The organism is Stenotrophomonas panacihumi, assembly GCF_001431645.1.
Classification (GTDB): Bacteria; Pseudomonadota; Gammaproteobacteria; order Xanthomonadales; family Xanthomonadaceae; genus Stenotrophomonas_A; species Stenotrophomonas_A panacihumi.
This window is the reverse complement of sequence record NZ_LLXU01000079.1, coordinates 23,839-49,265: the sequence shown is the minus strand read 5'-3', so window position 1 is coordinate 49,265 and position 25,427 is coordinate 23,839. Positions and strand designations below refer to the sequence as shown.

Here is a 25,427-nt window from a genome sequence, read left to right as displayed (position 1 = left end):
GGCGTTGGCGGTGGGGAACGGCGAAGGATCGCCGCTGCCGCTTCCGCCGCAAGCCCCCATCCCCAGCGCGACCAGCAGCAGCGTGCCCAGGCGCATTCCGGCAACGACGTTTCGATATGCGGTGTTCATGGTGGCTCCGGCTCAAGCAGTGACGGACAGGACGCGAAGCCGGCGCTCACAGCGCTGCTTCGACATACGCATAGAGGTAGTTGGAACCGCCATCGACCGTGCCCAGCATCTGCGCGGTGCCGAAGATCCCGGAGCGGTGCGAGACGCCGAAGCCGAAATACAGCTCGTGCCAGCGCTCGCTGCCGAACAGGTCGCCGAGGCTGATGTCGATGCTCGGATCCAGGTAGTTGAGCAGCTTGGAGGTGTTGCGCTCGCGCCGCGCCTGCGAAACCACTTCGGCATACGGCACGCGCTCGGCGTAGGACAGGCCGAAACCGAAGCCGATGCGCGTCATCACCCGGTGCGACCAGGGGAAGCCGTAGTAGTAGCCTTTCATGTAGGCGTCGATCTGCCAGGCATCGCGCTGATAGCCCTTTTCCAGGTGGCGCACGATGCCGGCGTAGCCGACCAGGTCCAGCGGCCAGCCGTTGAGCCGCGACACGAACGGGCGACCGACGTGGATGCCCCAGATGTCGGTGGCGTCCTCGTCGTTGAAGCTGGCGCACTTGAAGGTCATGATCCGGATCAGGTGGCAGCCTTCGCCGGTATCGCGGCCGTAGAACAGCTTGACGTAGGTGGGCACGTGCTCGTCGTCCCAGCGCACCTGCCCGTTGCCGAAGTCGTAGGCGGCGCCGAGCATCGCGCCCCACTGCACGTTCTCGTCCACCACCGGGCTGTCGCGGATCTCGCTGGAATAGCCGGTGACGAACACGCCGCCGAGCAGGCTCCAGTGCTGGAAGATGCGGTAGCGCGCATACAGCGCGGCGGTGAGGTTGAAGCCGGAACCGGCCGAGTACGCGGCACGGTCCGGTGTGGCATCGGCCGCCGGCACGCCGTAGTAGTAGTCGTTGAGCTTGCTGCTGCGCCACGCCGCGGTGAGCACGGGCTGCACGCTCCAGCGATCGTCCTGCCACAGGTAGCCATAGGAGCCGCGCAGTTCGGTGCCGTGCGAGGTGCTGGAGATGTCCTGGCGAACGCTGGCATCCCAATGGTGCGGGCCGGATTCGCCGTAGTAGCGCGCGCCGAGGTCGGCCTCGCTGTTGCGCGTCTCCATGCCTTCGAGCACGTCCGGGGTTTCGTCTTCGGGAAAGCCTTCCAGACGGCGCTCGACGAACAGTTCCAGCCCGGCGGCATGGTCGCCGGTGACGCGCACGCCGGCGGTATTGGAGCGCAGGAAGAAGCGCTCGCCCTCGTAGAGATACAGCGGCATCAGGTCCACGCGCGGGTCGGCGCCGCGATACGGGGAACTCTCGATGCGGCCGAGGAAGCCCAGCCCGGCCGCGCCGCTGCCGGGGTCTTCGAGCAGGTTGCCGAGCATGGCGTCCTGCGCGTGGGCCGGCGGCGCCATGCAGGCGAGCAGCGCCGTGCACAGCACGCCCGTGGCGAGCGCGAGGGGCGAACGGGAACAGGGACGTGTCATCGCGGTTCCCTCACTTGATGAAGTCGTACTTGAGCGAGGTCTGCAGGCGCATCGCATCGCCGGACTCGCCATCCTGCTGCTGCAACTTTCCGTACAGCAGCTCCACGCCCCAGCTCCAGCTCGGCGCCGGTTCCCACACCAGGTTGGCGGCAGCGTAGTCGCTGCGCCGGAACGCACTGGCCGCGAGCAGCGCATCGCGTTCGAGGTACAGGCGGCTGTAGGTGAGCGTCGAGCGCCAGCGGCTGTTCCACAGGTGCGTGTAGCCCACCCAGCCGCCCCACTCCTGCAGCGTGTCCAGCTGGCCGCGCGCATCGACCACCGCATCGAGGTCCAGCCCGCCGAGGTCGCCGACATACGCGGCGATGCCCTGCCCGCCGATCACGCCATAGACGAAGTAATCGCCGCTTTCCGCGCCCCAGCTGCCGGTGAGCGCCGCGCCGCCGGCCACGGCGCTGTCGCTGCCGCCGGGTGCGTCGTAGCTCAGGTAGCGCAGCAGGCCGGCGAGCTGCACGTTGCCCCAGTCGGCCTCGTGGCGCGCGGCCAGCACGAGGTTGGGCGCGGCGGTGCGCTCGCGGCCGTCCGGGTCGTCGAACCGGATTTCGCCACTGCGGTGTTCGGCGGCCAGGATGATCTGGTTGCCGCCGCGCAGCGGGAAGTATTGCCGGATGCTGGCCAGGCGCGCGGAGGGCGAGGCGCCGGGGCCGGCGAAGTCCAGCGTGTCCGGGCCCGAATCCAGGTCCATGAAGGCCGACCAGCCGAAGCCGGCGTAGGTGTTGCCCAACTGCCCCCATGCATGGCGCAGGCGGTAGCCGTAGCTGCCGCCGGAACCGAAGAAGTCGTTCTGCAGCAGGAAGCGCAGCTGGCCGGCGCTGGTCTCGCGCCGCGCTTCCATCGTGAAGCGGGTCTGCCGCGCGTGCATGTTGAAGCGTGCATCGCCGCGCTGGTCGCCGACCGGGATGTCGGAGGTGATGAACTGGTCGCTGTCGCCCGCGTCGTCGTCGTCCATCATCGCGTCGAGCTTGGCGTAGCCGCTCAGGCGCAGCCAGGTGGTGGTGCCGGGGATGGCGAAGAAGCCTTCGAGGTTGTCGCCGGGCGGCGCTTCGTTGTCGACGCGGCCGCCGGCCTGGTCGTCCTCGTCGAACGGCGTGTGCGCGGGCAAGGGCGAGGCTTCGACGCCGAGCGTGGCCAACGAGGCGATGGGCGCCGACGCGACGGGCGCCGTGGGCGCCGGTGGTGGAGCGGCGGTGGTCGCGGGCGGCGTGGCGGGCGGCGTGCTGCCCGCGCCCGTCGCGACCGGTGCTGGCGCAGGCGTGCCGCGTTCGGATTCCAGCACCTCGATGCGCTGCATCAGGTTGTCCACGGTCTGCCGCAGGCGGGCGATTTCCGCGTCGCGCTGCGCATCGGTGGCCTGCGCGTGGGCCATGGCGGGCAGCGCGAGGGCGATGGCGACGCTGAGGGTTCGGATCGGCAGGGACATCGGCATGAGGGAATCTCCTGCGAGGGTTCATTCGGCCGGACGCGGCAGGTCGCCGCCGCCCAGCGCGGTGTAGAGATTGACGCGGTCCTGCAGTGCCCCGGCACGCAGCTGCAGCAGGGCCTGTTCGGCGGAAAAGCGGTTGCGTTCGGCATCCAGCACTTCGAGATACGGCGTCAGGCCGACTTCGTAGCGGTCCTGCGCGGTGGCGACCAACGCGCCCTGCACCGCCACGGCCTGTTGCTGCGCGGCGATCTGTTCGGCATTGCGTTGCGCCGCGCTGAGCCCGTCGGCCACTTCGCGGAAGGCGTTCTGCACGGTGGACTGGTAGGCCATCTCGCGTTCGTCGCGCTCGCCGCGCGCCTGGTCCACGCGCGCGCGCCGCCGGCCCCAGTCCAGCAGCGGCAGCACCGCGCCGGCACCGAAGGACCAGACCTTGTGGCTGTCCGACACCAGCCCGGAGAGTTCGGACGAGGCGTAACCGCCGCTGCCGGTCAGCCCGATGATCGGGAAATACAGCGCCCGCGCCGCGCCGATGTTGGCATTGGCCGCCAGCAACCGGTGCTCGGCCATGCGGATGTCGGGGCGGTCTTGCAGCAGGGCCGACGGCAGGCCGGGATCGAGCGCGGCCAGCTGATGCTCGTCGCCCAATGGCAGGCCCGGCGGCAGCGGATCGGGCAGCGCCACGCCGACCAGCCATTGCAGCAGGTGCTGGGCGAGCTCGCGGCTGCGCTGCAACTGCGCCAGCTGGGTCTGCGCCTGCGTCACCAGCGCGTAGGACTGGTGGTAATCCACCGAAGAGGTGAGCCCCACGTCCATCCGCAGCTGCGCCAGTTCCAGCGTTTCCTTGCGGCTGTCGAGCGAGCGCTGCGCCAGCACGATGCCCTCCTCGCTCGCACGCAGCGCGTAGTAGCTGGCCGCGACGTTGGCGATGAGCGACAGCCGGAACGCCTGCTGCGCCTCCACCGTGGCCAGGTACTGGCGCCGCGCCGATTCGGTGAGGTTGGCCACGCGGCCCCAGAAATCCAGCTCGAAGGTGGGAATGCCGACCTGCACCGCGTAGCTGTCCACGGTGACGCGCGTTGCACCATCGGCCACGCTGACGGGCGTGCGCAGCCGCTGCGCGGAGGCGCCTGCTTCGAGCCCCGGCAGGCGCTCGCTGCGCTGGATGCGGAACTGCGCACGCGCCTGTTCGATGCGCGCGGTGGCGGCACCGAGATCGCGATTGTTCTCCAGCGCCTGCGCGATGAGCCCGCGCAGCACCGGGTCCTGGAAGAACGCCTGCCATTCGATCTCGGTGGCGGCCTTGCCGGCCTGCGTGGCATCGCCCGTCGCGGCGGGAAACCGCGGGGGAACATCCGGCGGCGGCGGCGCGTAGGTCGGCGCCAGGTTGCAACCGGCCAACAGCCCGCCCGCCAGCACCAGGCATGCGCGCTTCATGGCGCGGCCTGCGGCGGTGGCGTGCGCGCGCCGGCCCGGCGACGCAGCAGGTAGTAGAACAACGGCGTATAGAAGATGCCGAACAACGTGGCGGTGAACATGCTGCCGAGCACGCCGGTGCCCACCGCCTGCCGGCTCGCCGCGCCCGCGCCGACGGCGAACACCAGCGGCAGCATGCCGACGATGAAGGTCAGGCTGGTCATCAGGATCGGCCGCAGGCGCTGGTGCGCGGCGGCGAGGATGGCCTGGTCGGTCGGCACGCCACGCGCTTCCTCGTCCAGGCCGAACTGCACGATCAGGATCGCGTTCTTCGCGGCCAGGCCGATGATGGTGACCAGCCCGACGTTGAAGTACACGTCGGCCGACATCCCGCGCGCGCCGGTGAACACCACCGCGCCGAGGATGCCGAACGGCACCGCCAGCAACACCGCCACCGGCGTGGTCCAGCTTTCGTACAACGCGGCCAGCAGCAGGAACGCCACCAGCAGCGCCAGCCCCAGCAGCAGGCCTACCTGCCCGGCCGCCTCCTGCTCCTCGCGCGCGGTGCCGGTCCACTCGAAGCGCATGCCCGGCGGCAACACCTCGGCGGCAAGCCGTTCCATCTCGCGCAGCGCCGCGCCGCTGGAGACCCCCGGCGCCGCCTGCCCGGACACCGTGGCGGAAAGGAAGCCGTTGTAGCGTTCCACCTGCTGCTCGCCCACCGTCCAGTGCGTGCGCGCGAACGCCGAGAACGGTACCGATTGCCCGCTGCTGCCGATGACGCGCAGGTCGGCCACGTCCTCGGCGCGCATGCGCTGGGCGGCTTCGCCCTGCACGAACACGCGCGCGACGTTGCCCTGGTGGACGAAGTCGTTGACGTAGGCCGAACCGAACATCACGCCCAGCGCCTGGTTGACCTGCCCCAGCGGCACGCCGAGCGCGCGCGCCTGGGTGCGGTCGATGTCCACGAACAACTGCGGCGCGCGCGGCATGCCTTCCGGGCGCACGCCGGCCACCTGGTCGCTGGCGGCGGCGCGCTGCGCCAGGGCCATCGCGGTGGCCTGCAGGGCGCGCTCGCCCGCGCCGCCGCGGTCCTCGATCTTCATCGTGAAGCCGGAGGCATTGCCCAATGCCTGGATCGCCGGCGGGTTGAGCACGAATACCTGCGCCTGCGGAATGCCGAGCATCGCCCCGTTCATGCGCCGCGCCAGCGCGGTGGCGCCGTGCGCCGCGCCACCGCGTTCGGCCCAGGGCTTGAGATCCACGAACGACATGCCGACGTTCTGGCCTTGGCCGAAGAAACTGAAACCGACCACGGTGGCGACGTTGCGCACCTCCGGCTGCTGGCGCAGGATCGCCTCGGCCTGCCGCACCGCCTCGCGCGTGCGCGCCACGGTGGCGCCGGGCGCGCCGTTGTAGGCCACGAACAGGTAGCCCTGGTCTTCTTCCGGCAGGAAACCGCCGGGCAGCCGCGCGTAGAGCAGGCCGGTCAGCAGCACGGCGGCGACGAACACGCCCACCCACAGCCACGGCCGCTTCAGCAGCTTGCCGACGCCATCGGCATAGAAGCGGCTGCTCTTTTCCAGCGCCCGGTTGATCGCGCCGAACAGGCGCCGCCCCGGGCCGGGCGCGGCCGGGTCGTGCGGGCGCAGCGTGGCGCCGCATATCGCCGGGGCCAGGGTCAGCGAGAGGATCGTCGATACGCCCAGCGACACGCTCAGCGTGACCGCGAACTGGCGGTAGATGCCACCGGCCGAGCCGGGGAAGAACCCCATCGGCACGAACACCGCCCACAGCACCATGCTGGTGGCGATGATCGCCCCGCTCAGCTGGCCCATCGCCTTGGCGGTGGCCGGACGCGCTTCCAGCCCGTCCTCGCGCATGATCCGCTCGACGTTCTCGACGATCACGATGGCATCGTCGTTGAGGATGCCGATCGCCACCACCATCGCGAACAGCGACAGCAGGTTGATCGACATGCCGAAGGCCAGCAGGCCCAGGCAGGTGCCGACCAGCGAGATCGGCACCACCAGCGTGGGCAGCAGCATCGCGCGCCAGCTCTGCAGGAACAGCAGCACCACGATGGAGACCATCACCATCGCCTCGATCATCGTGCGCACCACGCCACTGACCGATTCGGTGATGAACGGCGTGGTGTCGAACGGGGTGCTCCAGCGCACGTCGGGCGGGAACGTGGCCTGCAGCGATTCCAGGCGCTCGCGCACCAGCCGCGCGGTGGCCAGCGCGTTGGCGCCGCTGCTCAGCGACACGGCCAGGCCGGCGGCCTCTTCGCCGTTGAGGGTGAGGTTGAAGGCGTAGGTGTCGTTGCCGAGTTCCACCCGCGCGATGTCGCCCAGGCGCACCGTCGCGCCGTCCGGGGTGGCGCGCACGATGATCTGGCGGAATTGCGCCGCGCTGCTGAAGCGGCCGCGGGTGACGATCTGCGCGGTGGTCTCGGTGCCCGGCGCCACCGGTTGCAGGCCGAGGCCGCCGCCGGCGGTCTGCGCGTTCTGCTCGCGGATGGCGGCCATCACCTCGGCCGGGCTCAGCCCGAAGCTGACGAGCTTTTCGCGGTCCAGCCAGATGCGCATCGCATAGCCGGAACCGAACAGCGAGACATCGCCCACGCCGGGCAGCCGGCGCAGTTCGTCGGCGATGTTGCGCGCGGCGAAGTCGCCCAGTTCCAGCGCGTTGCGCTGCCCGCCCTGCGATTGCAGGGCAATCAGCATCAGGAAGCCGGTGGAGGACTGGGTGACGTGCACGCCCATCTGCCGCACTTCTTCCGGCAGCCGCGGCTCCACCCGCGCCAGGCGGTCCTGCACCTGCGAACGCGCGCGGTCCAGGTCGGTGCCGCTGCGGAAGGTCACGCGGATCTGCGCGGTGCCGTTGGCGCGGCTGGTGGAGGTCATGAACAGGAAATCGTCCACGCCGTTGAGTTCGTTCTCGATCACCGAGGTCACGGTGCGGTCCACCGTCTGCGCGTCGGCGCCGACGAAGGTGGCGGCGATGCTCAACGAAGGCGGCGCGACATCGGGGTACTGCTCCACCGGCAGCGAATGCAGCGCGATGCCGCCGAACAGCAGCGCGAACAGCGCCACCACCCAGGCCAGCACCGGCCGATAGACGAAGAAGCCACTCATGGGGCCGGCGCCGCCGCCTGCGCCGCGCGCGCCTGCACATGCTGGCCCGGCTGCACCTTGTGCCAGCCGTCCACGATCACCTTCTGGCCGGGTTTGAGGCCGGACTGCACCACCCAGCGTCCTTCGGCCTGCCCGGCCAGCGTCACCGGCTGGCGCATCGCCACGCCGTCGGCGTTGACGGTCATCACGCTGGCCTCGTCCTCGGCGATGCTGATGGCGCGCTCGGGCAGGCTGATGCCGTCGCGCACCGTGCCGACGGCCAGGATGCCGCGCACGAACTGGCCGGGCAGCAGGCGTCGCGGGGTGTTGTCGAAAGAGGCGCGCAGCGTGCGGCTGCCGGTGGACGGATCCACGGCCTTCTCGGTGAAATCGACCACGCCTTGGACCGGCAGCGGCGTGCCGTCATCGTCGAGCACGGTCACGCCAATGTGCTTGCCGTCGCCGAGCGTGATGCGGCCGGCCTCGATGCCGCGCTCCAGCTCGGTAAAGGCGGCATTGGAGGGCTGGAACACCACGTAGACCGGGTCGAGCTGGTCGACCTGGGTCATCAACGTGGCCGAGGCGGCGCTGACCAGCGCGCCTTCACTGACCGCCGCGCGGCCCACGCGGCCGGCGATGGGCGCGCGCACGGTGGCGTGGTCGAGCTGCAGCTGCGCGCGATCCACCGCGGCCTGCGCTTCAAGCAATGCGGCATCGGCCTGCTGGAACGAGGCCTGCGCCGATTCGTATTCCTGCACGCTGACCGCCTTGCGCTGCACCAGCGTGGACAGTCGCGCACGCAGGCTGGCGGTTTGCCCTCGCGCCGCGCGGGCCGACGCCAGCGATGCACGCGCCTGCTGCAGGCGGGCCTGCAGGTCGCGCGGGTCGATCTGGAACAGCGGCGTGCCGGCGGCCACATCCGTGCCTTCGACATACAGCTGGCGCTCGACGATGCCATCGGCGCGCGCGCGCACCTGCGCCATGCGCACCGCTTCCACGCGGCCGGGCAACTCCACCAGGTTGGGCACGGCCGCCGCGTGGACTTCCTCGACGGTCACCACCGTGGGCGGCATGGCGGCCGCGTTCGGTCCTGTATCGCCCCCGCATCCGCCCAGCGACGCCAACGCGCAGCCGAGCCACAGCCACCCCATCCGTTGCCTGGTACGCATCCTTGATGCCTCCGGCTGCCCTCGCCGCTTCCCCCAAAGCGGCCGCCGAACCCGGCCCATGCCCCCGCTGCGACGTTCCCGGCAGGCCGTGCCGGGAACGCCCGGGTCCTCAGAAGTCCACGGCGTCGCGCACCAGCGGACAGGTCATGCAGTGGCCACCGCCGCGCCCGCGCCCGAGTTCGGCGCCGACGATGGTGATGACCTCGATGCCTTCCTTGCGCAGCGCGGTGTTGGTGGAGGTATTGCGGTCGTAGGCCACCACCACGCCCGGCGACAGCGCCACCAGGTTGTTGCCGCTGTTCCACTGCGAGCGCTCGGCGCCGTAGTACTCGTCCGATTCCACCAGGCGCAGCTTCTTCAGGCCCAGCGCTTCGGCCACCACGTCGGTGAAGTGCTTGTCCTCGAACACCACCTCGAAGCCCGGCGCCTTGTCGCTGGGATACAGCGAGATCGGCTTGATCTGGTCGACGATGCCGCTGTAGATCGTGGCCACGTCGCGGTCGGCGAAGGTGAACACCGTATCCAGGTGCATCGCCGAACGCAGCCGCGGCATCGAGGCGGCGATCACGCGCTTGGCGCCGTTCTGCTTGAACAGCGATTGCGCCAGCTGGGTGATCGCGGTGCGCGAGGTGCGCTCGCTCATGCCGACCAGCACCACGCCGTTGCCGGCCGGCATCACGTCGCCGCCTTCCAGCGTGGCGTTGCCGTGGTCCTGGGTCGGATCGCCGTACCAGATGGGGAAACCGGCGTTGGCGAAATCCGGGTGGAATTTGTAGATGCAGGTGGTGAGGATGGTTTCCTCGTGCCGCGCCGGCCAGTACAGCGGGTTGAGGGTCACGCCCTCGTAGATCCAGCAGGTGGTGTCGCGGGTGTAGAGGGTGTTCGGCAACGGCGGCAGCAGGTAGCCGACGATGTCCGGGTGTTCACGCGCCACCGACAGGATGCTGCTGGAGAAATCGTCCGGCAGCTCGCGCGCGCTCAGGCCGCCGATCAGGATCTCGGCCAGGTCGCGCGGGGCGAGGCTCTCCAGGTAGGCGCGCACTTCTCGCATGAACTCCAGGCCGACTTCGTTGGCGTTGACCTGGTGGTCGAGCACCCAGGCGCGCGCCTCGGGAATGGCCATTGTCTCGGCCAGCAGGTTGTGCATCTCCAGCACTTCCACGCCGCGGTCGCGCATCTTGGCCATGAAGTCGAAGTGGTCGCGCTTGGCGTTGTCCACCCACATGATGTCGTCGAACAGCAACTCGTCCTTGTTGCGTGGCGTCAGGCGCGTGTGCGCCAGGCCGGGCGCGCAGACCATCACCTTGCGCAGCTGGCCTACCTCGGAATGGACGCCATATTTCTGTGGGCTGGACATGGGACGCGATCTCCTGGAGGGAGCCGGCGGTGGCGCCGCCGGAAGGGCGGAACGCGGGGATTTCTCAGGCGGGCGAGCGTCGGCGGGAAAGCGCCTGGCGCGGCGGGCAGCTGAAGGAAGGCATGGGTGGTTCCCCGGCGTTTCCATTCATTGCGATGCAACGCGCATCGCGGCGAGAGCTCGGCCTTGCGTGGTCGCGATGTCGAGGGCGGCGCGTGTGCGCCGCGGGCGACGGAGTGAACCGAGAGTAAATGCGGCCGATGTCACCGCATCGTGAAGAATCCTTGACGCAAATTCGGCAGATTCGGCTTCACGTTGGTTTGACGCGCGAAGGCGTTAGTGCGTCTTGCCGGCGGATGCAGGGGGCATGGCTGCCGGGGGCGAATCGTCTCATCCATCCACATGCGTTGGGAGAAACCTCGATGAGCACCAAGCATCTTGCGGGCGCGGCAGGCTTGCTCGTGCTGGCCACGATGGCCGGCTGCGCGACCCACACCACCCCCACTACCTTCAACCGTTCCGAAGTCGGCCGTGCCCAGAGCGTGGAATGGGGCGTGGTCGAAGCGGTACGCCAGGTCACGATCCAGAACGACTCGCGCGGCGTGGGTACCGCCACCGGCGCGGTGCTGGGCGGCATCGCCGGCAGCACCATCGGCGGCAGCAGCCGCGCCAATGCGGCCGGCGCGGTGGCCGGTGCGGTGGCGGGCGGCGCGGCGGGCAACGCGATGTCGCGCTCCGCACGCGCCGGCGTGGAAGTGACCGTGCGCCTGGACCAGTCCGGCCGCACCATCGCCGTGACCCAGGATGGCCAGCCCAATGACTTCCGCGTGGGCGACCGCGTGCAGGTGGCCAGCGACGGCGTGACCACCCGCGTCACCCGCTGAATCCCGACGCCGGCCTGCACGGCGGCGCCACGCACAAGGAGTTCGACATGCGCCAGGTCATTGCCCTGAGCGTGCTCGCCATGTTGCTGGCGGGCTGCGCGCATACCGCCACGATGACGCCGGACCAGCGCCTGGCGCTGTACCAGCAACATGCCGGCGCGCCGGTGCCTTCGCTGCAGCTCAACCGCATGGTGCGACGCAGCGACTGGACGCCGCTGGGCGACCAGGCGATGGCGCTGTGGAGCAGCCCCAGCCGCGGCCACCTGCTGGAATTCCGCACCCGCTGCAGCGGCCTGTCCACCGCGCAGGGCATCAGCATCACCAACCAGTTCGGCACGGTCTCGGCACGTTTCGACAGCGTGATCCTGCGCACGCCCGGCACGATCAGCCCGGTATCCCCCGGCTGCCGCATCAGCCGCATCCGCCCGCTCGACGGGCAGGCGCTGCGCGAGGCCAAGCGCGAGATCCGCGAGGCGCAGTTCACCGATCGACCGCAGGACGTGCAGCCGGAGCCGGAGGAAGGCGGCGCCGATACGGGCGGCATGCCTTGAGCCGGGCGCGCGCACGCCGCCCTGCCTGCGCGCGCGGCTCGCCGCGGCCGCCATCGGCGTGCGCGCGATGACCGCCGGCACCTGGCTCAACCGCTTCCTCTCGCGCAGCCTGTTCGATGCGCGCTGGGTCATGGCGCCGTTCTACTTCGGGCTGGTGCTGGCACTGGTCGCGCTGCTGTTCGTGTTCCTGCGCGAACTGTTCTGGCACCTGGCGCACCTGCTGGAGCTCACGCCCACCAGCGTGATCCTGATGGCGCTAGCGTTGATCGACCTCTCGCTGGTGGCCAACCTGCTGCTGATCGTCACCCTCGCCGGCTACGAGAACTTCGTGGCGCGCATCGAGTCCGGCGAGGAGAAGCGCCCCTCGTGGATGGGCACGGTGGACTTCGGCGCGATGAAGATGAAGCTGATGGGCTCGATCACCGCGATTTCCGCCATCGCGCTGCTGCGCATCTTCATGAAGCTGGAAGAAGGCGCGCCGATGAACCGCTATACGCTGATCTGGATGACCATCATCCACGGCACGCTGATGCTGTCGGCGCTGGTGTTGGCGATCTCCGACCGCATCTCGCCGCGCACGCCTTCCGCGCCGTCCCCTCCTGCCGCGTCGCCGCCGCCCACGGGCCGGTGACGCCTCCTTTTCCCGCCGATGGAGTTTCGACCATGCATGCTGCCGCACCACGCCGTTCTTCCCTTCCCCGCCTGATGGCCGTCGCGCTGCTGGCCGCGGGCCTGTCCGCCTGCGCCAGCGATGGCGGCGCGGGCGCGCCCCAGGGCGGTGGCGTGCAGGTGACGGTGGCGGCCACGCAGTTGCCCGGCGCGCGTTACGCGTGGGCGCCGATGCCGACCGAATACACCGAGCAGGCCGACCCGCGCGTGCTCGATACCGCGTTCCGCCAGCGCTTGCGCAACGCGATGGACAGCGCGCTGGCCGCCAAGGGCTACGAGCGCGTGGAGGACACCGCGCAGGCCGACTGGCTCGCCGCCTACCGCGTCGGCGTGCGCGACCAGGAGCGCATGGTGCCCGCCGCGCAGGGCGGCGGCAGCGGGCCGACGCGCATGAATGCCATCCAGTGCACCAGCAGCGGCTGTTCGCAGCTGGTGGTGCCCGGCAACGATGGCTCGCTGACGCTGGACATGCGCCGGGTGAGCTACGTGGAAGGTGCGTTGCAGGTCGAGGCCATCGACCCGCATTCGGCGCAGGTGCTGTGGGGCGGCATCAACCGCGGCACCGTGCGGCGCAGCGATGGCAGCCAGGCGCGGCTGGATGCGATTGCCGCGCAGACCCTGGCCGAACTGCCGGCGCGCAGCCGCTGATTTTCACGGGCGCCGGCGCGCGTCAGTCGGCGCGCCGGTTCGCCTCGATTTGCGCGTTGCGTTCGGCGTCGAGCTGGTGGCGCAGTTCGTCCAGCTGCGCTGGCGACCAATCGCGCGCGCCGGTGACCTGCAGCCACGCATTGATGTAATGCGATGGCGCGAACACGTGGCCGTAGCCCATCGGCGTGCCATCGGCCAGCAGCATGTCCAGCGCGAGCTGGAACATGCTGACCAGCGGATACCAGCGCAGCGAGGGCGAGACGTCGAACGCGCGCGGCGGCGCCATCCAGTCCGGGGGGCGCCATGCATCGTGGGCGTCGAAGAAGGTGATCGCGTCGCTGGCGTATTGCAGGTACACCACCCGTGTCGGCCCCCACGGCGCGTCCCGTGGCACGGGCGAGCCGTGCTGGTTCATGAAACGCACGAAATGCCCGTCGCCCACCCGCGGCAGCCATTGCGGCGAGGCGGGATCGCGCGCCGCGGTGAAGCTGCGCCAATGGCGGCTTTCGAACGGCGGCCCGCTCCACAGCGCGCCATCGATGGGGTCGCCCAACAGCTCGAACCACGCCATCGAGCGCTCGGAGTTCATCGCGCCCAGGCTCAGGCCGTGGACGTACAAGCGGGGGCGGCTCGCCTTCGGCAGCGTGCGCCAGTAGCCGTAGACCTCGCGGAACAACGCCTGCGCACTCTCCTCGCCGTAGCCGGGTTCGATCATCAGCGACATCGGGCTGGAGAGGTAGGAGTACTGGATCGCCACGCTGGCGACGTCGCCGCGCTGCAGGTATTCGAGGCTGTCGATGGCGGCCGGGTCGACCCAGCCGGTGCCGGTCGGGGTGATGATGACCAGCATCGAACGCGAGAAGCCGCCCTGGCGCTGGAGTTCCTGCAAGGCCAGATGGGCGCGGGCATTGGCATCCTGCGCCGCCGGCAGGCCGACGTAGACGCGGATCGGCGTCATCGCTTCGCCGCCGTAAGCGGTGATGTCGGCCACGGTGGGGCCATTGGTGACGAAGTCGCGCCCGGTGCGGCCCAGGTCCGGCCACGCCAGCAGCGAGCCGGGGCCGCCCGAGCGCCCCCGCAGTTTGGGCGGCGCGCGGTCGGGCGGGATCAGCGCATCGGCCTGCCGGAACGAAGCATCCACCGCGTGCAGCGCGCCGCGCAGGATCACGCCGTCGGTCACCAGCACGAACAGCAACGCGGCTGCGGCCACGCCGAGCACGCGGGCCACACGTGGCGGCAGCACGCGCTGCGCGCGCCGGCCCACGCCGCCGGCGATCCACGCGAACAGGCGGCCCAGCAGCAGCAGGACCAGCAACGTCAGCACGGCCACCACCAGCAGCCGCAGCGAATAGGCCTCGTCGATGGGCGGCAGTTCCATCACCGCGCGCACCGAGTTCTGCCACGCCCGCGCCAGCCACAGGGTCGCGATGCCGGCCACCGCGCACAGCGCCAGCAGCATGCTGGGCCAATGACGCAGGCGGGCATGGCGCAGCACGCGCGGCAGTTGCAGGTAAGTCCACAGCCACTGCAACGCCGCGCCGAGCGCGTAGCCCACCGCCATGCACACGCCCGAGAGCAGGCCTTGCGCAATGGAGCCGCGGGGAATCAGGCTCGGCGAAAGCGAGCAGATGAAGAACAGCGTGGCCAGCAGCATGCCGGCGATGCACGGCCGGCGACCGAAGCGCGCGCGGGCGCTCGCCGCCAGCCGGCGCCATCGCCCCGTCCGTGGCTGCACCGCGCTCACAGCCGCAGGCGTCCGCTGGCCAGGGCCCACAGCGCCCACAGCGCGGCGGCGCACAGGACGACGCATGCGGTCGCTTCGTAGCGGTTGAGCCGCGCGGCGCCGCGTTCGCGCTGCCACAGGAAGAACAGCACCGAGCCGGGGGCGTACAGCAGGGCCGAGAGCAGCAGGTAGCGGCTGCCGCCGGCCAGCAGCATCAGCAGCGCGTAGGCGGTGGCGATCGCGGCGATGACACCGGCACGCGTCCGCACCACCGCGCGATCGCCCTGGAAAGTTTCGCCCTGCAGGGCCAGCTTCAACTGGTAGGCGCCGACCAGCAGGTACGGCACCAGCGTCATCGCGCTGGTCATCTTCAGCGCCAGCGTGAAGGCATATTCCGCGAACCAGGTGACCAGCAGGAAGGCCTGGATCACCCCGTTGGTGAGCCACAACGCCGCCGAGGGCACGCCGGCCGCGTTTTCCCGGGACAACCCGCGCGGCATGGCGTCGTTGAGGGCGGCCGAATGCAGCACTTCGGCGGCGAGCAGTGACCAGGACAGGTAGTTGCCCAGCACCGACACCAGCAGGCCGACGCTGACGAACACCCTGCCCCACGGCCCGACCACCGCCTCCATCACGCCAGCCATGGAGGGGTTGCGCAGCGCGGCCAGGTCCGGGCGGAGCAGGATGCCGTAGGAGAGGATCGTCACCAGCACCAGCAGGCACAGCACGCCGAGGAAGCCGAGCACGGTGGCGAAGCCGACGTCGCGGCGGTCGCGGGCGAAGCGCGAGTACACGCTGGCGCCTTCGATGCCGACGAACACGAACACCGTCACCAGCAGCGTGCCGCGCACCTGCGACCACAGCGTGCCGGTGCCGGGCGTATCGCCGCCCCAGCCATTCCAGGCAAACACGTCACGCTGGAAGCCACGCGCGACCACGAACAGGAACACCGCCAGCGGCACCAGCTTGGCCACCGTGGCGATGGTATTGAGCAGCGCGGCCTGCTTGATGCCGCGCAGGATCAGGAAATGGAAACCCCACAGCAGCAGGGAGGCCGACACGATCGCCGCCGCGGTCGAGCCATCGCCCAGGATCGGGAAGAACTGCCCGAGGGTGGCCTTGATCAGGATCAGGCAGGCGACATCGGCCAGGCAGCAGCCGATCCAGTAGCCCAGCGCGGAGAGCACGCCGGCGTAATCGCCGAAGCCGGCGCGTGCATAGGCGTAGATGCCGGTATCCAGCGCCGGCTTGCGCCGCGACAGCGACTGGAACACCAGCGCCAGGCACAGCATGCCGCCGCCGGCGATCGCCCAGGCGACCAGCGCGCCGTATACCCCGGTGGTACGACCAAACGCGGCGGGCAGCGCGAAGATGCCCGAACCGATCATCGAGCCGACCACCAGCGCGGTCAGCTCGAACCGCGAGAGCTGCTTGTTCGGGGCCAGCGAGCTCATGGGCGCGCGTCGCCCGGCTCAGATCTCGATGTAGCCGGTGGCGATCCACCAGATGCCGACGAGCAGGCCGATCGTCGCCAGCCCGAGCACCACGCCGTCGGAGGCCTTGGTGAAGACCGGCGCGTTCTGCTCGCGGCGCGCCCAGAAGTAAAGCAGGCTGCCCGGCGCGTAGAGCACCGCCGAGAGCACGATGAATTTCACCCCGCCCGCGTAGAGCAGGAACACCGTGTAGATCGTGGCGAGGATCGCCAGCACCAGGTCGCGGTTGCGCGCGGAGGTGGCGGCATCGTAGCCCTCGGCGCGGCGGGTGATCTGCCAGCCGTAGGCCGCCACCAGCAGGAACGGGATCAGCGACATCGCGCTGGTGAGGTTGAGCATCAGCGAGAACGCATCGCGCGACCAGTAGGTGCTGATGACGATGAGCTGGATCACGATGTTGGTCGCCCACAACGCCGCCGAGGGCACGCCGTTGGCGTTCTCGCGCGCGAATACCTTCGGCATGTCGCCGGTGCGGGCGGCGGCGAACAGCACTTCGGCGCAGATCAGTGACCAGGTCAGGTAGGCGCCCAGCACCGAGACCAGCAGGCCGATGCTGACGAAGATCGCGCCCCAATGGCCCACCACCGCTTCCAGCAGCGCCGCCATCGAAGGCTGCCGCATGCCGGCGATGTCCGCGCGCGGCAGCACCGCGTACGGCAGCAGCGTCACCAGCACCATCAGCGTGGTGACGATGAGGAAGCCGCTGATCGTGGCGAAGCCGACGTCCTTGCGCTCGCGGGCATAGCGCGAATACACGCTGGCGCCTTCGATGCCGAGGAACACGAACACGGTGACCAGCATGGTCGCCTTGACCTGTTCGAAGACGCCGTTGGTCAGGTCGCCGCCGTAGAAGTTGAAGCGGAACACGTCCATCTTGAACGCGAACGCGACGATGACCAGGAACACCAGGATCGGGATGACCTTGGCGATGGTGACGATCTTGTTGATCGCCGCGGCCTGCTGCACGCCGCGCAGGATCATGAAGTGGAACAGCCAGATGCCGACCGAGGCCACCGCGATGGCCACCACGGTGTTGCCATCGCCGAAGACGGGAAAGAACGCGCCCAGCGTGGACTTGATCAGTACCCAGTAGGAGACGTTGCCGATGCAGCTGCCGATCCAGTAGCCGAAGGCGGACAGGAAGCCGGCGTAGTCACCGAATCCTTCCTTGGCGTAGGCGAACACGCCCGCGTCGAGCTGTGGCTTGCGTTCGGCCAGGAACTGGAACACCCGCGCCAGCATGTACATGCCGGTGCCGGCGATCAGCCAGGCGATGATGGCGCCGAACGGGCCGGTGGCGCCGGCGAACGTGCGCGGCAGCGAGAAGATGCCGGCTCCGATCATGCCGCCCACCACCATCGCGGTGAGCTGCGTACGCGACATCGTTTGCACGTTCGACGACATGGTCGGTGCTCCCTGGCCGTTGCGGACGGTTCAGGATGATGGGCGATGCCGTCACAGCAGCGTGACGATCCTTTGACGGCCGCCGAGGCGTCCGGACGATCAGTGCACCGCAGCGCCCGCTTCGCGCGTGGCCGCGTGGCCACGCATGAGCCAGCGGAACAGCGGGCCGGTCAACAGCGTGGAGACGATCGCCAGCGTCGTCAGCACGGCGAAGGCGAATTCGGAGATCAAACCCGCATCGCGCAGGATGGTCGCCGCGACGATCTCCATCAGCCCCTTGCACTGCAGCAGCACGCCGATCGCCAGCGTCTCCTGCCGGCTGCCCTGGCGCATCGGCGGGTACAGCACCACCGCCAGCAGCTTGGCCAGCACCGACACGCCCAGCACCAGCAGCGCGACCTGCAGCGTGCTCCAGTTCAATGCATCGCCCTGCACCTTCAGGCCGCTGTGGCCGAAGAACATCGGCGCCAGCACCATCAGTGCCAGCTGGCCGAGGCGTTCGATCGGCACGCGGCGCAACCACGCCACCGGCACCGCGGTGCCGGCGAAGTACGCGCCCAGCAGTTCGTGCAGGCCCAGCTGCGTGCTGGCCCATGCACCCACCGCGAGGTAGGCCGGCAGCAGGAACAGCAACGCCCACGCCGGCGGCGTCCAGTCACGCAGGGCTCGCCCGAGCGCCAGCAGCAGCACCGGCACGCACAGCGCCACGGCATGCCACATCGAGAAATTCCAGCCCGCGCCACGCTGCGCCAGCAACAGCAGCACGGTCAGGCCGATCCACAACGCGGCGTCGTCGATCACCGCGATGCGCACCGCGATGCGCCCGTATGGCCGATGCGCGGGCGCCAGTTCGCGCACGATGCCGATCAGCACCGGCAGCGCGCTCACCGCCACGCACAAGCCCACCGCCAACGCGCCGAGTACCGGGTGCGCCGTGCCGGCGGACCATTGCGCGACGCCGTCGAGCACGAAATAGGCCAGCAGCGCGCCAGCCACGAACGGCAGCAGCATCGCCACGCCGGCCGAGATGATCACGCGTCGCGCGGTGGCGCCCTGCTCCACCGTGGAGGGCCGTTCGCTCATCGCATGACGGGTCTCCAGGCCGGCGGTGAAGGCCAGCAGCAGCACGCCGACCCAGCCAATCGTCTGCCCGCTCGCCGACGGCACGCCCCACCCGGCCGGAAGCCCGCCGAAGCCGGCAATGGCCAGGCCGAGGGCGATCGGCACGATCGCGAACGGGAACGTCCGCCCGCACAGCCGCCAGACGGCCCAGGCCAGGCCAATGAAGATCGCTGCATCCAGCAACAGGGAGACGAGGGTGGGCATGGAATCCGGGCGGTGTCGGGCGGGTGTGGCGGTGACGGATCGTAAGGTATACCGGGCCGGCGATGCCAAGCGCTGTCATGACCCATGCCCGGGCCGGGATGTCATGCCGCAATGCGGCAAGACTTCATCGCCCCCAGCCGTTAAACAACCCGCTTCCCATGCGCGATGAATGCGCCGGCAGGCCGTGCCGGCGCGGGTGACGCGCCCCGCAAGGAGAGGTTTCGACCCCATGAAGCACACCGCCCTGTTGTCCGCCCTGTTGCTGGGCACCTCGTTGTCGGCCTCGGCACAGGCCGCGCCGGCCGGCGCCGCCTCGGTACAGGTGTTCACCTCCGCCGCCGGCACCGACCAGCGCCTGGCCCGCGGCCAGGACGTGCAGCTCAAGCCGGGCCACGCGCTGACGGAAGTCGAGAACTCGGTGTTCGTCGACCCGGCCAAGCGCTTCCAGACCGTGATGGGCATCGGCGGGGCGATCACCGATTCCAGCGCCGAGGTGTTCGCCAAGCTCTCCAAGGAGAAGCAGGCCGAGTTCCTCAAGGCCTACTACGACCCGAACCAGGGCATCGGCTACACGCTGGCGCGCACCACCATCCACAGCTCGGACTTCAGCTCGGCCAGCTACACCTACATCAAGGAAGGCGACAAGGCGCTGAAGACCTTCAGCATCGACCACGACCGCCAGTTCCGCATTCCGCTGATCAAGCAGGCCATTGCCGCGGCCGGCGGCCAGCTGACGATGTTCGTCAGCCCGTGGAGCGCGCCGGCCTTCATGAAGACCAACAACAACATGCTGCGCGGCGGCTCGCTGCTGCCTCAGTACGCCGACGCCTGGGCGACCTACTACACCAAGTTCATCAAGGCCTACGAGGCCGAGGGCATCCCGATCTGGGGCATCAGCCTGCAGAACGAGCCGATGGCCGTGCAGAAGTGGGAGTCGATGATCTACACCGCCGAGCAGGAGCGCGACTTCCTCAAGGACCACCTCGGCCCGGTGATGGCCAAGGCCGGCTACGGCGACAAGAAGATCATCGTGTGGGACCACAACCGCGACATGATGAACTACCGCGCGCAGGTGATCTTCGGCGACCCGGAAGCGGCCAAGTACGCCTGGGGCATGGGCTTCCACTGGTATGAAACCTGGGCCGGCTTCAACCCGATGTTCGACAACGTCGGCAAGGTGCACGAGGCCTGGGCCGACAAGCCGATCCTGCTGACCGAAGCGTCCGTGGAGAAGTACGACCCGGCGCGCCTGCAGGACTGGGCCAACGGCGAGCGCTACGGCCAGAGCATGATCAACGACTTCAACAACGGCGTGGTCGGCTGGACCGACTGGAACATCCTGCTCGATGAAAAGGGTGGCCCGAACCACGTCGGCAACTGGTGCTTCGCGCCGATCCATGCCGACACCCGCACCGGCGAGCTGATCTACACGCCGAGCTATTACGTCATCGGCCACTTCTCGCGCTTCGTGCGCCCCGAAGCGCGTCGCGTGAGCGTGGCCAGCAGCCGCAGCAACCTGCTCGCCACCGGCTTCGTCAACCAGGATGGCAAGCTCGCCACCATCGTGATGAACCCCACCGACAAGGCGATCACCTACAACTTCTACGTGGGCACCGAGTCGGCGCAGGTGGAGATTCCGGCGCACGCGATCCAGACGCTGGTGCATTGATCGACGCATCGCGACGTGGACAACGCACCGCATGTCCGCGTCGCGATGCACGGCTTCATCGAAGTGAAAAAAAACTTGCGAACGCATGAACCCGCAGATATGATTTCTCTCCTCAGCGACGTGGGGCCATAGCTCAGCTGGGAGAGCGCTTGCATGGCATGCAAGAGGTCGCCGGTTCGATCCCGGCTGGCTCCACCAACTTCGGACACCAGGCCTGTCCGGATCGCGAAAGAAACAAAACGTCCCCATCGTCTAGAGGCCTAGGACATTACCCTTTCACGGTAGCGACCGGGGTTCGAATCCCCGTGGGGACGCCATCTGCCAAAACCCGGCCTCGCGCCGGGTTTTGCTTTTTGTAGGAGCCTTGGCTCCGTCCACCGGATCAGCCCGGGCGGCCGGAGGGTTCGAAGCGGGAGTTTCACCACCCCCTTCCCAAGCGTCTCCGGGGCCGCTATGATAGGCGGCTCGCAGCATCGTGGGGCCATAGCTCAGCTGGGAGAGCGCTTGCATGGCATGCAAGAGGTCGCCGGTTCGATCCCGGCTGGCTCCACCAACTTTCGGACACCAGGCCTGTCCGTCAGCACAAGTTTCACAGCGTCCCCATCGTCTAGAGGCCTAGGACATTACCCTTTCACGGTAGCGACCGGGGTTCGAATCCCCGTGGGGACGCCACTTCTTCAAAGCCCGGCCTAGCGCCGGGCTTTGTTTTTTTCCGGATTGCCCCCTGTTCACGAGGGCAATTAGAAGAGTCAAACGTCATCCGGAGGCGAAGGCGGCCTTTCAGATCGGCCTGCCTACGATGCGCGGATCATGAATCCGCACAACCGCCAACTCGCGCATCCACGAGCGCAACGGATGCGCTAATGTCACGCGCATTCCGTTGCCGCACCGCCCCCCGGAAAAGGTCGCGCTGCGTTCTACCCTGTCGGTTGATCCATTCCGCGCGTCGCGCCTTTCGTGACGCGACGCGGAGGGAACGAACATGAAGTTCGTTGCGATCACGCTGCCTGGCTGGATCTGCCTGCTCATCGCGGGCTGCCTGCTTTCGCCCGACACCCGCTCACCCGGCACGACACCTGCGCGCACGCTGACGCCTGCGTCGCCTGTCGCCGGGCCGGTTCCTTCCACGCGGCCGGATGCGGTAAGCGTTGGGCTGCGCGCAGGTTCGGCGGACATGCCCCGCGCCACACGCACCTCGGGGTGGGCGTCGCCAAGCGGCGCGGACGTTGCGATTGCGACGCCGCCCTCAACGTCCAGGCGCGCAGTGGTTGCGCCCGTGGCGACTTCGCTTGCCGGTGCGCCCGCCATGCCCGCGGCGGCGCCATCCACTGCGTTATCCGAAGGCGCGTTCATCGGCCCGGAACTGCAGCCGGCCGCGCCTGCGCCGCCCGATGCGCCTCCTGCCAGCAACAACGCGTTGCCCGCGCACACCCCACCTCCCCTGTCTCCCGAACGGACCGGAGCGTCCGCCATGTCCTTTTCCCTTTCTGATGTGATCGGCCGCCTGTCACCTTCCGATCCTTCGGCGTTCTACGGCTCGCTGGCCGGGGTGGCCGTCCTGCTGCTCGCGCTGCTCTGGATGTGGCGGCTGCGACGCCGCAAGGCACGACGCGCCGAACTGCGGGTGTGGCATCCAGGCCGCAGGGGGGATGCGGAGAGCCAAGTCGCCGCCGTCGACGAAGTACTCGAACCTCCGGCATGGCTGGCGAACGCGACGATTCGTCGACGGATCACGCCCGCGTCGCAAGCATTGGCGCCCGCACCTCTCGCCTCACCGCCCGCGGACGTGGAAGCCTCCGTTGGAGCCTCGGGTCGGGACGAGGCGAATGACGAGCCCGCCCCGCCCGCGCTGAAGCCCACGTCGCCCGCTTCTTCGAAGCCACTCATGGCTGCCGATGTCCCGATGACTTCGCCCGGGTATGCCACCCGGCTGGGGCCCGTGCGCGGCGCCTCGCTGCTGTCGCCGCCGGCGCCACCGGTGACCGTGCGCGTCGACACCGCCGCGCGCCTTTCCAGCCTTCCTTCAGAACACACGGCCAGCCCCGTCGCATTACCCGAAGCGCCTGCGAGCGCGGAGACCCGCGTCATCGAAGCATCGCCCTCGCCTGCGTCTGGACCCGCGCCATTGATCGCCGAAGCCGACGCGGCGTCCGTACCCGCAACCGACATCGACCACGCCTGCGCGCAAGCCCGGCGCCTGGCCGCGCAGGGGCGACAGGCCGAAGCGCTCGCCGTACTCCGCCCGCTGCTCGACGACCATGCGCCCGCCACCGCCTGGGCGATGGCGGGCTGGTGCGCCTGGAACCTCGCGGAGCTGTCGCCCGCGCCGCTTGCACTGGCGGCCGAAGCGGCCCAGGCATTCCAGCGTGCCGCGACCATCGATCCAGCACGCGAAGGCGCGCTGGCGCGCATGGTGGGTCGCTGTCACCTGCTGCAGGCCGACGTGGACCTTCCCGCCCATCGCGAGGCGCACCTGGCGGCGGCGGTGGAAGCCTACGAACGTGGGTTTGCACACGGCATGTCCAGCGAGTCGGCCTTGCTGGAGTGGGCGCAGGCGCTTCACGAATCCGCGGCATCCACGACTTCCGAACGCGCCGCGTTGCTGGCGCGGTTGGACGCCGTGCTCGCCCGCGGCCCGGAGGATGCACACGCATCCGCGGGATGGAGCCGCCAGCGCGCCCGCGCGGCGTGGCTGCATGCCCTGGACGCCGCCACCGCCGCCGAGCGTGATCGTTGGCATGGCCAAGCCGCCGTGCACGCCGAGCGGGCCCACGCCACATCGGAAGACCCCGCCATGCGCGATGCCTGGATGGCCGAATCGATCGGCGCGGAACGGCGTTACCTCAACCTGCTCTCACCGGCGGCGCGCAGCAACGGCTTCCGCTCGCTTTCACAGCGCGTGTCCGCCCGCTTGGCCGAAGCACAGGGCAACGACCCCTGGCTTGCCTGGGTGCACGTGCTGGCCGACACCTCGCAATGGTTGCAGGGGCCGGCCGCACGCCAGCGCCTGGGCGAAGCCGATGCCCTGCTGGCGCGGCTCGAAGCGCGTTCCACCGAGGCGCCGGAAGAACGCCAGGCGGTGACCTTCGCGCGCGCCTACTACCTGCGGCTGCGTGCCGCGCACGAGTCCGCCAGCACGCGACGCGACGTGCTCGCCCAGGCAGCGTCACTGCTGGCAGGCCTGCGCGACGAACCGGATTTCCCTGCCCAGCCCGCGGTCATTCTGGAACAGGCCGAAGTCGCGCTCGCACAGGCCCGCGAAGGTCGCGATGCGTCGGCGTACTTCGACCTCGCCGCGCGCCACGCCACTACCGCCACCGACCTGCCGCAGACCCGTGTCGCGGGATTCCGCGTGTTGCTGGCCGCATTGCTGGGCTGGCAGCAGCACCAGCCCGTGCCCACGCGCGCGCAGCAGATCGCCCTCGTGGCCCAGTGGCTGGCGCAGGCGGACGTGCCGCCGTCGGCCGACACCCTGCGCCTGCTGGCCACCGCCGCGCTGGCTGGCCGGGATGTCGCCCAGGCCGCGCGCCTGAGCGCCGCGGCCTGGGAGGCCGGTGTCGAAAGCCACGCCCTGCTGCCCGGGTGGCGGCATGCAGATGCCGAATGGGCACACCAGCTTGTCGAAAGTGCCGAACGCAGTGCGTGGGAACACCAGCATCGCCTGCTCCGCCTGGCTGCCAGCTCCTGCTGACGGCCCGCATCCCCGAACCCCTAGCCAGGAGAACACATCATGGACATGCAACACGCAACGCAGGGCGGCGACCTCGTCGACCATCGCCTCACCCCGATCCGCTACGGCATCAGCACCGCCCTGCCCCAGGACAATGCCGTCGCACGTTCGCTCATGCGCTATGGCGAATGGATGGAACAGGAGCTGGACCTGCTCGGCAGCTTCGTGCAGGAAGGCGAGACGGTACTGGAGTTCGGCGGCGAGTTCGGCGCGCATGCGCTGTGGCTGTCGCGTGCGGTGGGCGAGCGCGGCAGCGTGCACATTGCCGAGCCACACCGGCTCAACCTGCAGCGGGCCTGTGCCAACCTCGCCCTCAACGGCATCACCAACGCCTATACGCACGCGGCCTGGTTGGGCGAGCAAGGCGGGTCGATCGAACTGCTGCCGCAGGGCGGCGAGGTGCAGCAGATGCGCAGCATCAGCGTGGACAGCCTGGGCCTGGAGGCCCTGCACCTGTTGAAGGTAAACATCCCCGGCAGCCTGTCCTCGGTACTGGCCGGTGCCGACGAAACCCTTCGCCAGCATCGTCCCACGCTCTACCTGCGCCTGGGCCCCGCCGTGGAGCAGGCGGTGCAGGACGTGCGCACGCTCAAGGAACGCGGCTATCGCTGCTGGTCGCACCTGCCCTACCTGTACAACCCGGACAACTACAACGGCCAGGAAGAAAACATGTTCCCGGGTTGGGTGCACCAGAACCTCGTGGCGGTCCCGGTGGAGAGCCGCCTGCAGTTCGAGCGGCTGCGTGAAGTCTGAGCCGGCGGATCAAACGCAATTGTCTAACCCGTCGCGCCCCGATTAGCATTCAGCGCATGTGGCCCCGCCTACGCCCCGCGCGATCCCGCCGACCACAGCGCCTCTGGGCGCTGTGGTTGCTGGCGTTGGCGATGCTGCTCAACCCGGCGCTGACGGTCATCGGCGATGCGCACGCCGCGCTGGTCGGGGCCAGCCTGCACGCGCATGAGGCCAATGCGGCGCAAGGCCCGCAGGCCAGCGAGCCAGCCGCCGATTCGCTGCTGTTCGCCCTCGAACACGCCGCCCACTGCTGCGCCCACGTCACCGCCGACAACACCGTGCTGCCCCTGGCGGCACCGGCGTGGTCCACGCGCGAGCGCCTGCCCCGGCCCGCCGCGTTGCCGCTGGCCGTGCGGCGCACCAGCCTGCTGCGTCCTCCGATCGGGTAAGCGGATTCCCCGGCGCGCTGCGC

At 69.5% G+C, this 25,427-nt stretch carries 18 protein-coding genes and 4 tRNA genes; 12 read left to right on the top strand and 10 right to left on the bottom strand.

What is annotated here, in order from left to right; genetic code table 11:
- Positions 1-175 precede the first annotated feature (175 nt).
- From ARC20_RS10165 to arcA, 6 genes are all read right to left on the bottom strand, one after another.
- The gene (locus ARC20_RS10165; RefSeq protein WP_057646707.1) at positions 176-1,588 is read right to left on the bottom strand and encodes a MipA/OmpV family protein; all 1,413 of its coding nucleotides are present in this window, start codon (positions 1,586-1,588) and stop codon (positions 176-178) included.
- Positions 1,589-1,598: 10 nt separating this feature from the next.
- A complete protein-coding gene (locus ARC20_RS10160) occupies positions 1,599-3,071 on the bottom strand; it encodes a DcaP family trimeric outer membrane transporter (RefSeq protein WP_057646705.1) in 1,473 nt (490 codons plus the stop codon).
- Positions 3,072-3,092: 21 nt separating this feature from the next.
- The gene (locus ARC20_RS10155) at positions 3,093-4,502 is read right to left on the bottom strand and encodes an efflux transporter outer membrane subunit (protein ID WP_057646704.1); all 1,410 of its coding nucleotides are present in this window, start codon (positions 4,500-4,502) and stop codon (positions 3,093-3,095) included.
- The gene (locus ARC20_RS10150; RefSeq protein WP_057646702.1) at positions 4,499-7,621 is read right to left on the bottom strand and encodes a multidrug efflux RND transporter permease subunit; all 3,123 of its coding nucleotides are present in this window, start codon (positions 7,619-7,621) and stop codon (positions 4,499-4,501) included. Before ARC20_RS10150 ends, ARC20_RS10155 begins: the two co-directional genes overlap by 4 nt.
- Positions 7,618-8,673 carry an efflux RND transporter periplasmic adaptor subunit gene (locus ARC20_RS10145; RefSeq protein ID WP_161809486.1) on the bottom strand — a complete coding sequence of 352 codons (1,056 nt, stop codon included), beginning with the start codon at positions 8,671-8,673 and terminating at the stop codon, positions 7,618-7,620. Before ARC20_RS10145 ends, ARC20_RS10150 begins: the two co-directional genes overlap by 4 nt.
- 205 nt (positions 8,674-8,878) lie before the next feature.
- Positions 8,879-10,126: an arginine deiminase gene (arcA, locus tag ARC20_RS10140; protein ID WP_057646698.1), complete on the bottom strand. Its 1,248-nt coding sequence runs from the start codon at positions 10,124-10,126 to the stop codon at positions 8,879-8,881.
- Positions 10,127-10,548: 422 nt separating this feature from the next.
- Between arcA and ARC20_RS10135 the strand changes: the two genes are divergently transcribed.
- The 4 genes from ARC20_RS10135 to ARC20_RS10120 all read left to right on the top strand — a co-directional run bounded on the left by ARC20_RS10135 (position 10,549) and on the right by ARC20_RS10120 (position 12,878).
- Positions 10,549-11,010 carry an outer membrane lipoprotein gene (locus ARC20_RS10135; RefSeq protein ID WP_057646697.1) on the top strand — a complete coding sequence of 154 codons (462 nt, stop codon included), beginning with the start codon at positions 10,549-10,551 and terminating at the stop codon, positions 11,008-11,010.
- A 47-nt stretch (positions 11,011-11,057) separates the two neighbouring features.
- Positions 11,058-11,561: a DUF6491 family protein gene (locus tag ARC20_RS10130; RefSeq protein WP_057646695.1), complete on the top strand. Its 504-nt coding sequence runs from the start codon at positions 11,058-11,060 to the stop codon at positions 11,559-11,561.
- A gap of 67 nt (positions 11,562-11,628) precedes the next feature.
- Complete coding sequence (locus ARC20_RS10125) at positions 11,629-12,192, top strand: TIGR00645 family protein (RefSeq protein ID WP_057646693.1); 564 nt, start codon at positions 11,629-11,631, stop codon at positions 12,190-12,192.
- Between the two features lie 32 nt (positions 12,193-12,224).
- A complete protein-coding gene (locus ARC20_RS10120; protein ID WP_081418141.1) occupies positions 12,225-12,878 on the top strand; it encodes a DUF4136 domain-containing protein in 654 nt (217 codons plus the stop codon).
- A gap of 22 nt (positions 12,879-12,900) precedes the next feature.
- Here the strand turns inward: ARC20_RS10120 and ARC20_RS10115 are convergent, their stop codons facing one another.
- From ARC20_RS10115 to ARC20_RS10100, 4 genes are all read right to left on the bottom strand, one after another.
- Positions 12,901-14,532 carry an alpha/beta hydrolase gene (locus ARC20_RS10115; protein ID WP_057646687.1) on the bottom strand — a complete coding sequence of 544 codons (1,632 nt, stop codon included), beginning with the start codon at positions 14,530-14,532 and terminating at the stop codon, positions 12,901-12,903.
- An 86-nt stretch (positions 14,533-14,618) separates the two neighbouring features.
- Positions 14,619-16,055: a basic amino acid/polyamine antiporter gene (locus tag ARC20_RS10110; RefSeq protein WP_057646686.1), complete on the bottom strand. Its 1,437-nt coding sequence runs from the start codon at positions 16,053-16,055 to the stop codon at positions 14,619-14,621.
- Between the two features lie 18 nt (positions 16,056-16,073).
- Entirely contained in the window at positions 16,074-17,498 is a 1,425-nt protein-coding gene (locus tag ARC20_RS10105) for a basic amino acid/polyamine antiporter (RefSeq protein WP_057646684.1), read from the bottom strand.
- Between the two features lie 99 nt (positions 17,499-17,597).
- On the bottom strand, positions 17,598-18,824 hold the full coding sequence (locus tag ARC20_RS10100; RefSeq protein ID WP_057646682.1) for a cation:proton antiporter: 1,227 nt from the start codon (positions 18,822-18,824) through the stop codon (positions 17,598-17,600).
- Positions 18,825-19,053: 229 nt separating this feature from the next.
- On the opposite strand from ARC20_RS10100, the gene ARC20_RS10095 reads away from it, so the two are divergent.
- The 8 genes from ARC20_RS10095 to ARC20_RS10060 all read left to right on the top strand — a co-directional run bounded on the left by ARC20_RS10095 (position 19,054) and on the right by ARC20_RS10060 (position 25,404).
- A complete protein-coding gene (locus ARC20_RS10095) occupies positions 19,054-20,493 on the top strand; it encodes a glycoside hydrolase family 30 protein (protein ID WP_081418139.1) in 1,440 nt (479 codons plus the stop codon).
- 122 nt (positions 20,494-20,615) lie between these two features.
- Positions 20,616-20,691: transfer RNA gene (locus ARC20_RS10090), tRNA-Ala, on the top strand.
- A 43-nt stretch (positions 20,692-20,734) separates the two neighbouring features.
- A tRNA-Glu gene (locus ARC20_RS10085) sits at positions 20,735-20,810 on the top strand.
- A 160-nt stretch (positions 20,811-20,970) separates the two neighbouring features.
- Positions 20,971-21,046, top strand: a tRNA-Ala gene (locus ARC20_RS10080).
- A 43-nt stretch (positions 21,047-21,089) separates the two neighbouring features.
- Positions 21,090-21,165 (top strand) — tRNA-Glu (locus ARC20_RS10075).
- A gap of 310 nt (positions 21,166-21,475) precedes the next feature.
- A complete protein-coding gene (locus tag ARC20_RS18320; protein ID WP_146165791.1) occupies positions 21,476-24,184 on the top strand; it encodes a hypothetical protein in 2,709 nt (902 codons plus the stop codon).
- A gap of 39 nt (positions 24,185-24,223) precedes the next feature.
- Positions 24,224-24,976 carry an FkbM family methyltransferase gene (locus ARC20_RS10065; RefSeq protein ID WP_057646677.1) on the top strand — a complete coding sequence of 251 codons (753 nt, stop codon included), beginning with the start codon at positions 24,224-24,226 and terminating at the stop codon, positions 24,974-24,976.
- A 56-nt stretch (positions 24,977-25,032) separates the two neighbouring features.
- Positions 25,033-25,404 (top strand): hypothetical protein, encoded by a 372-nt coding sequence (locus ARC20_RS10060; protein WP_237642562.1) that lies wholly within the window; start codon positions 25,033-25,035, stop codon positions 25,402-25,404.
- Positions 25,405-25,427 lie beyond the last annotated feature (23 nt).

Bases quoted from the DNA above. Each gene is read 5' to 3' on its own strand.
- ARC20_RS10165 (WP_057646707.1), bottom strand. From the start codon at position 1,588: ATGACACGTCCCTGTTCCCGTTCGCCCCTCGCGCTCGCCACGGGCGTG.
- ARC20_RS10160 (WP_057646705.1), bottom strand. From the start codon at position 3,071: ATGCCGATGTCCCTGCCGATCCGAACCCTCAGCGTCGCCATCGCCCTC.
- ARC20_RS10155 (WP_057646704.1), bottom strand. From the start codon at position 4,502: ATGAAGCGCGCATGCCTGGTGCTGGCGGGCGGGCTGTTGGCCGGTTGC.
- ARC20_RS10150 (WP_057646702.1), bottom strand. From the start codon at position 7,621: ATGAGTGGCTTCTTCGTCTATCGGCCGGTGCTGGCCTGGGTGGTGGCG.
- ARC20_RS10145 (WP_161809486.1), bottom strand. From the start codon at position 8,673: ATGCCGCCCACGGTGGTGACCGTCGAGGAAGTCCACGCGGCGGCCGTG.
- arcA (WP_057646698.1), bottom strand. From the start codon at position 10,126: ATGTCCAGCCCACAGAAATATGGCGTCCATTCCGAGGTAGGCCAGCTG.
- ARC20_RS10135 (WP_057646697.1), top strand. From the start codon at position 10,549: ATGAGCACCAAGCATCTTGCGGGCGCGGCAGGCTTGCTCGTGCTGGCC.
- ARC20_RS10130 (WP_057646695.1), top strand. From the start codon at position 11,058: ATGCGCCAGGTCATTGCCCTGAGCGTGCTCGCCATGTTGCTGGCGGGC.
- ARC20_RS10125 (WP_057646693.1), top strand. From the start codon at position 11,629: ATGACCGCCGGCACCTGGCTCAACCGCTTCCTCTCGCGCAGCCTGTTC.
- ARC20_RS10120 (WP_081418141.1), top strand. From the start codon at position 12,225: ATGCATGCTGCCGCACCACGCCGTTCTTCCCTTCCCCGCCTGATGGCC.
- ARC20_RS10115 (WP_057646687.1), bottom strand. From the start codon at position 14,532: ATGCTGCTGGCCACGCTGTTCTTCATCTGCTCGCTTTCGCCGAGCCTG.
- ARC20_RS10110 (WP_057646686.1), bottom strand. From the start codon at position 16,055: ATGAGCTCGCTGGCCCCGAACAAGCAGCTCTCGCGGTTCGAGCTGACC.
- ARC20_RS10105 (WP_057646684.1), bottom strand. From the start codon at position 17,498: ATGTCGTCGAACGTGCAAACGATGTCGCGTACGCAGCTCACCGCGATG.
- ARC20_RS10100 (WP_057646682.1), bottom strand. From the start codon at position 18,824: ATGCCCACCCTCGTCTCCCTGTTGCTGGATGCAGCGATCTTCATTGGC.
- ARC20_RS10095 (WP_081418139.1), top strand. From the start codon at position 19,054: ATGAAGCACACCGCCCTGTTGTCCGCCCTGTTGCTGGGCACCTCGTTG.
- ARC20_RS18320 (WP_146165791.1), top strand. From the start codon at position 21,476: ATGAAGTTCGTTGCGATCACGCTGCCTGGCTGGATCTGCCTGCTCATC.
- ARC20_RS10065 (WP_057646677.1), top strand. From the start codon at position 24,224: ATGGACATGCAACACGCAACGCAGGGCGGCGACCTCGTCGACCATCGC.
- ARC20_RS10060 (WP_237642562.1), top strand. From the start codon at position 25,033: ATGTGGCCCCGCCTACGCCCCGCGCGATCCCGCCGACCACAGCGCCTC.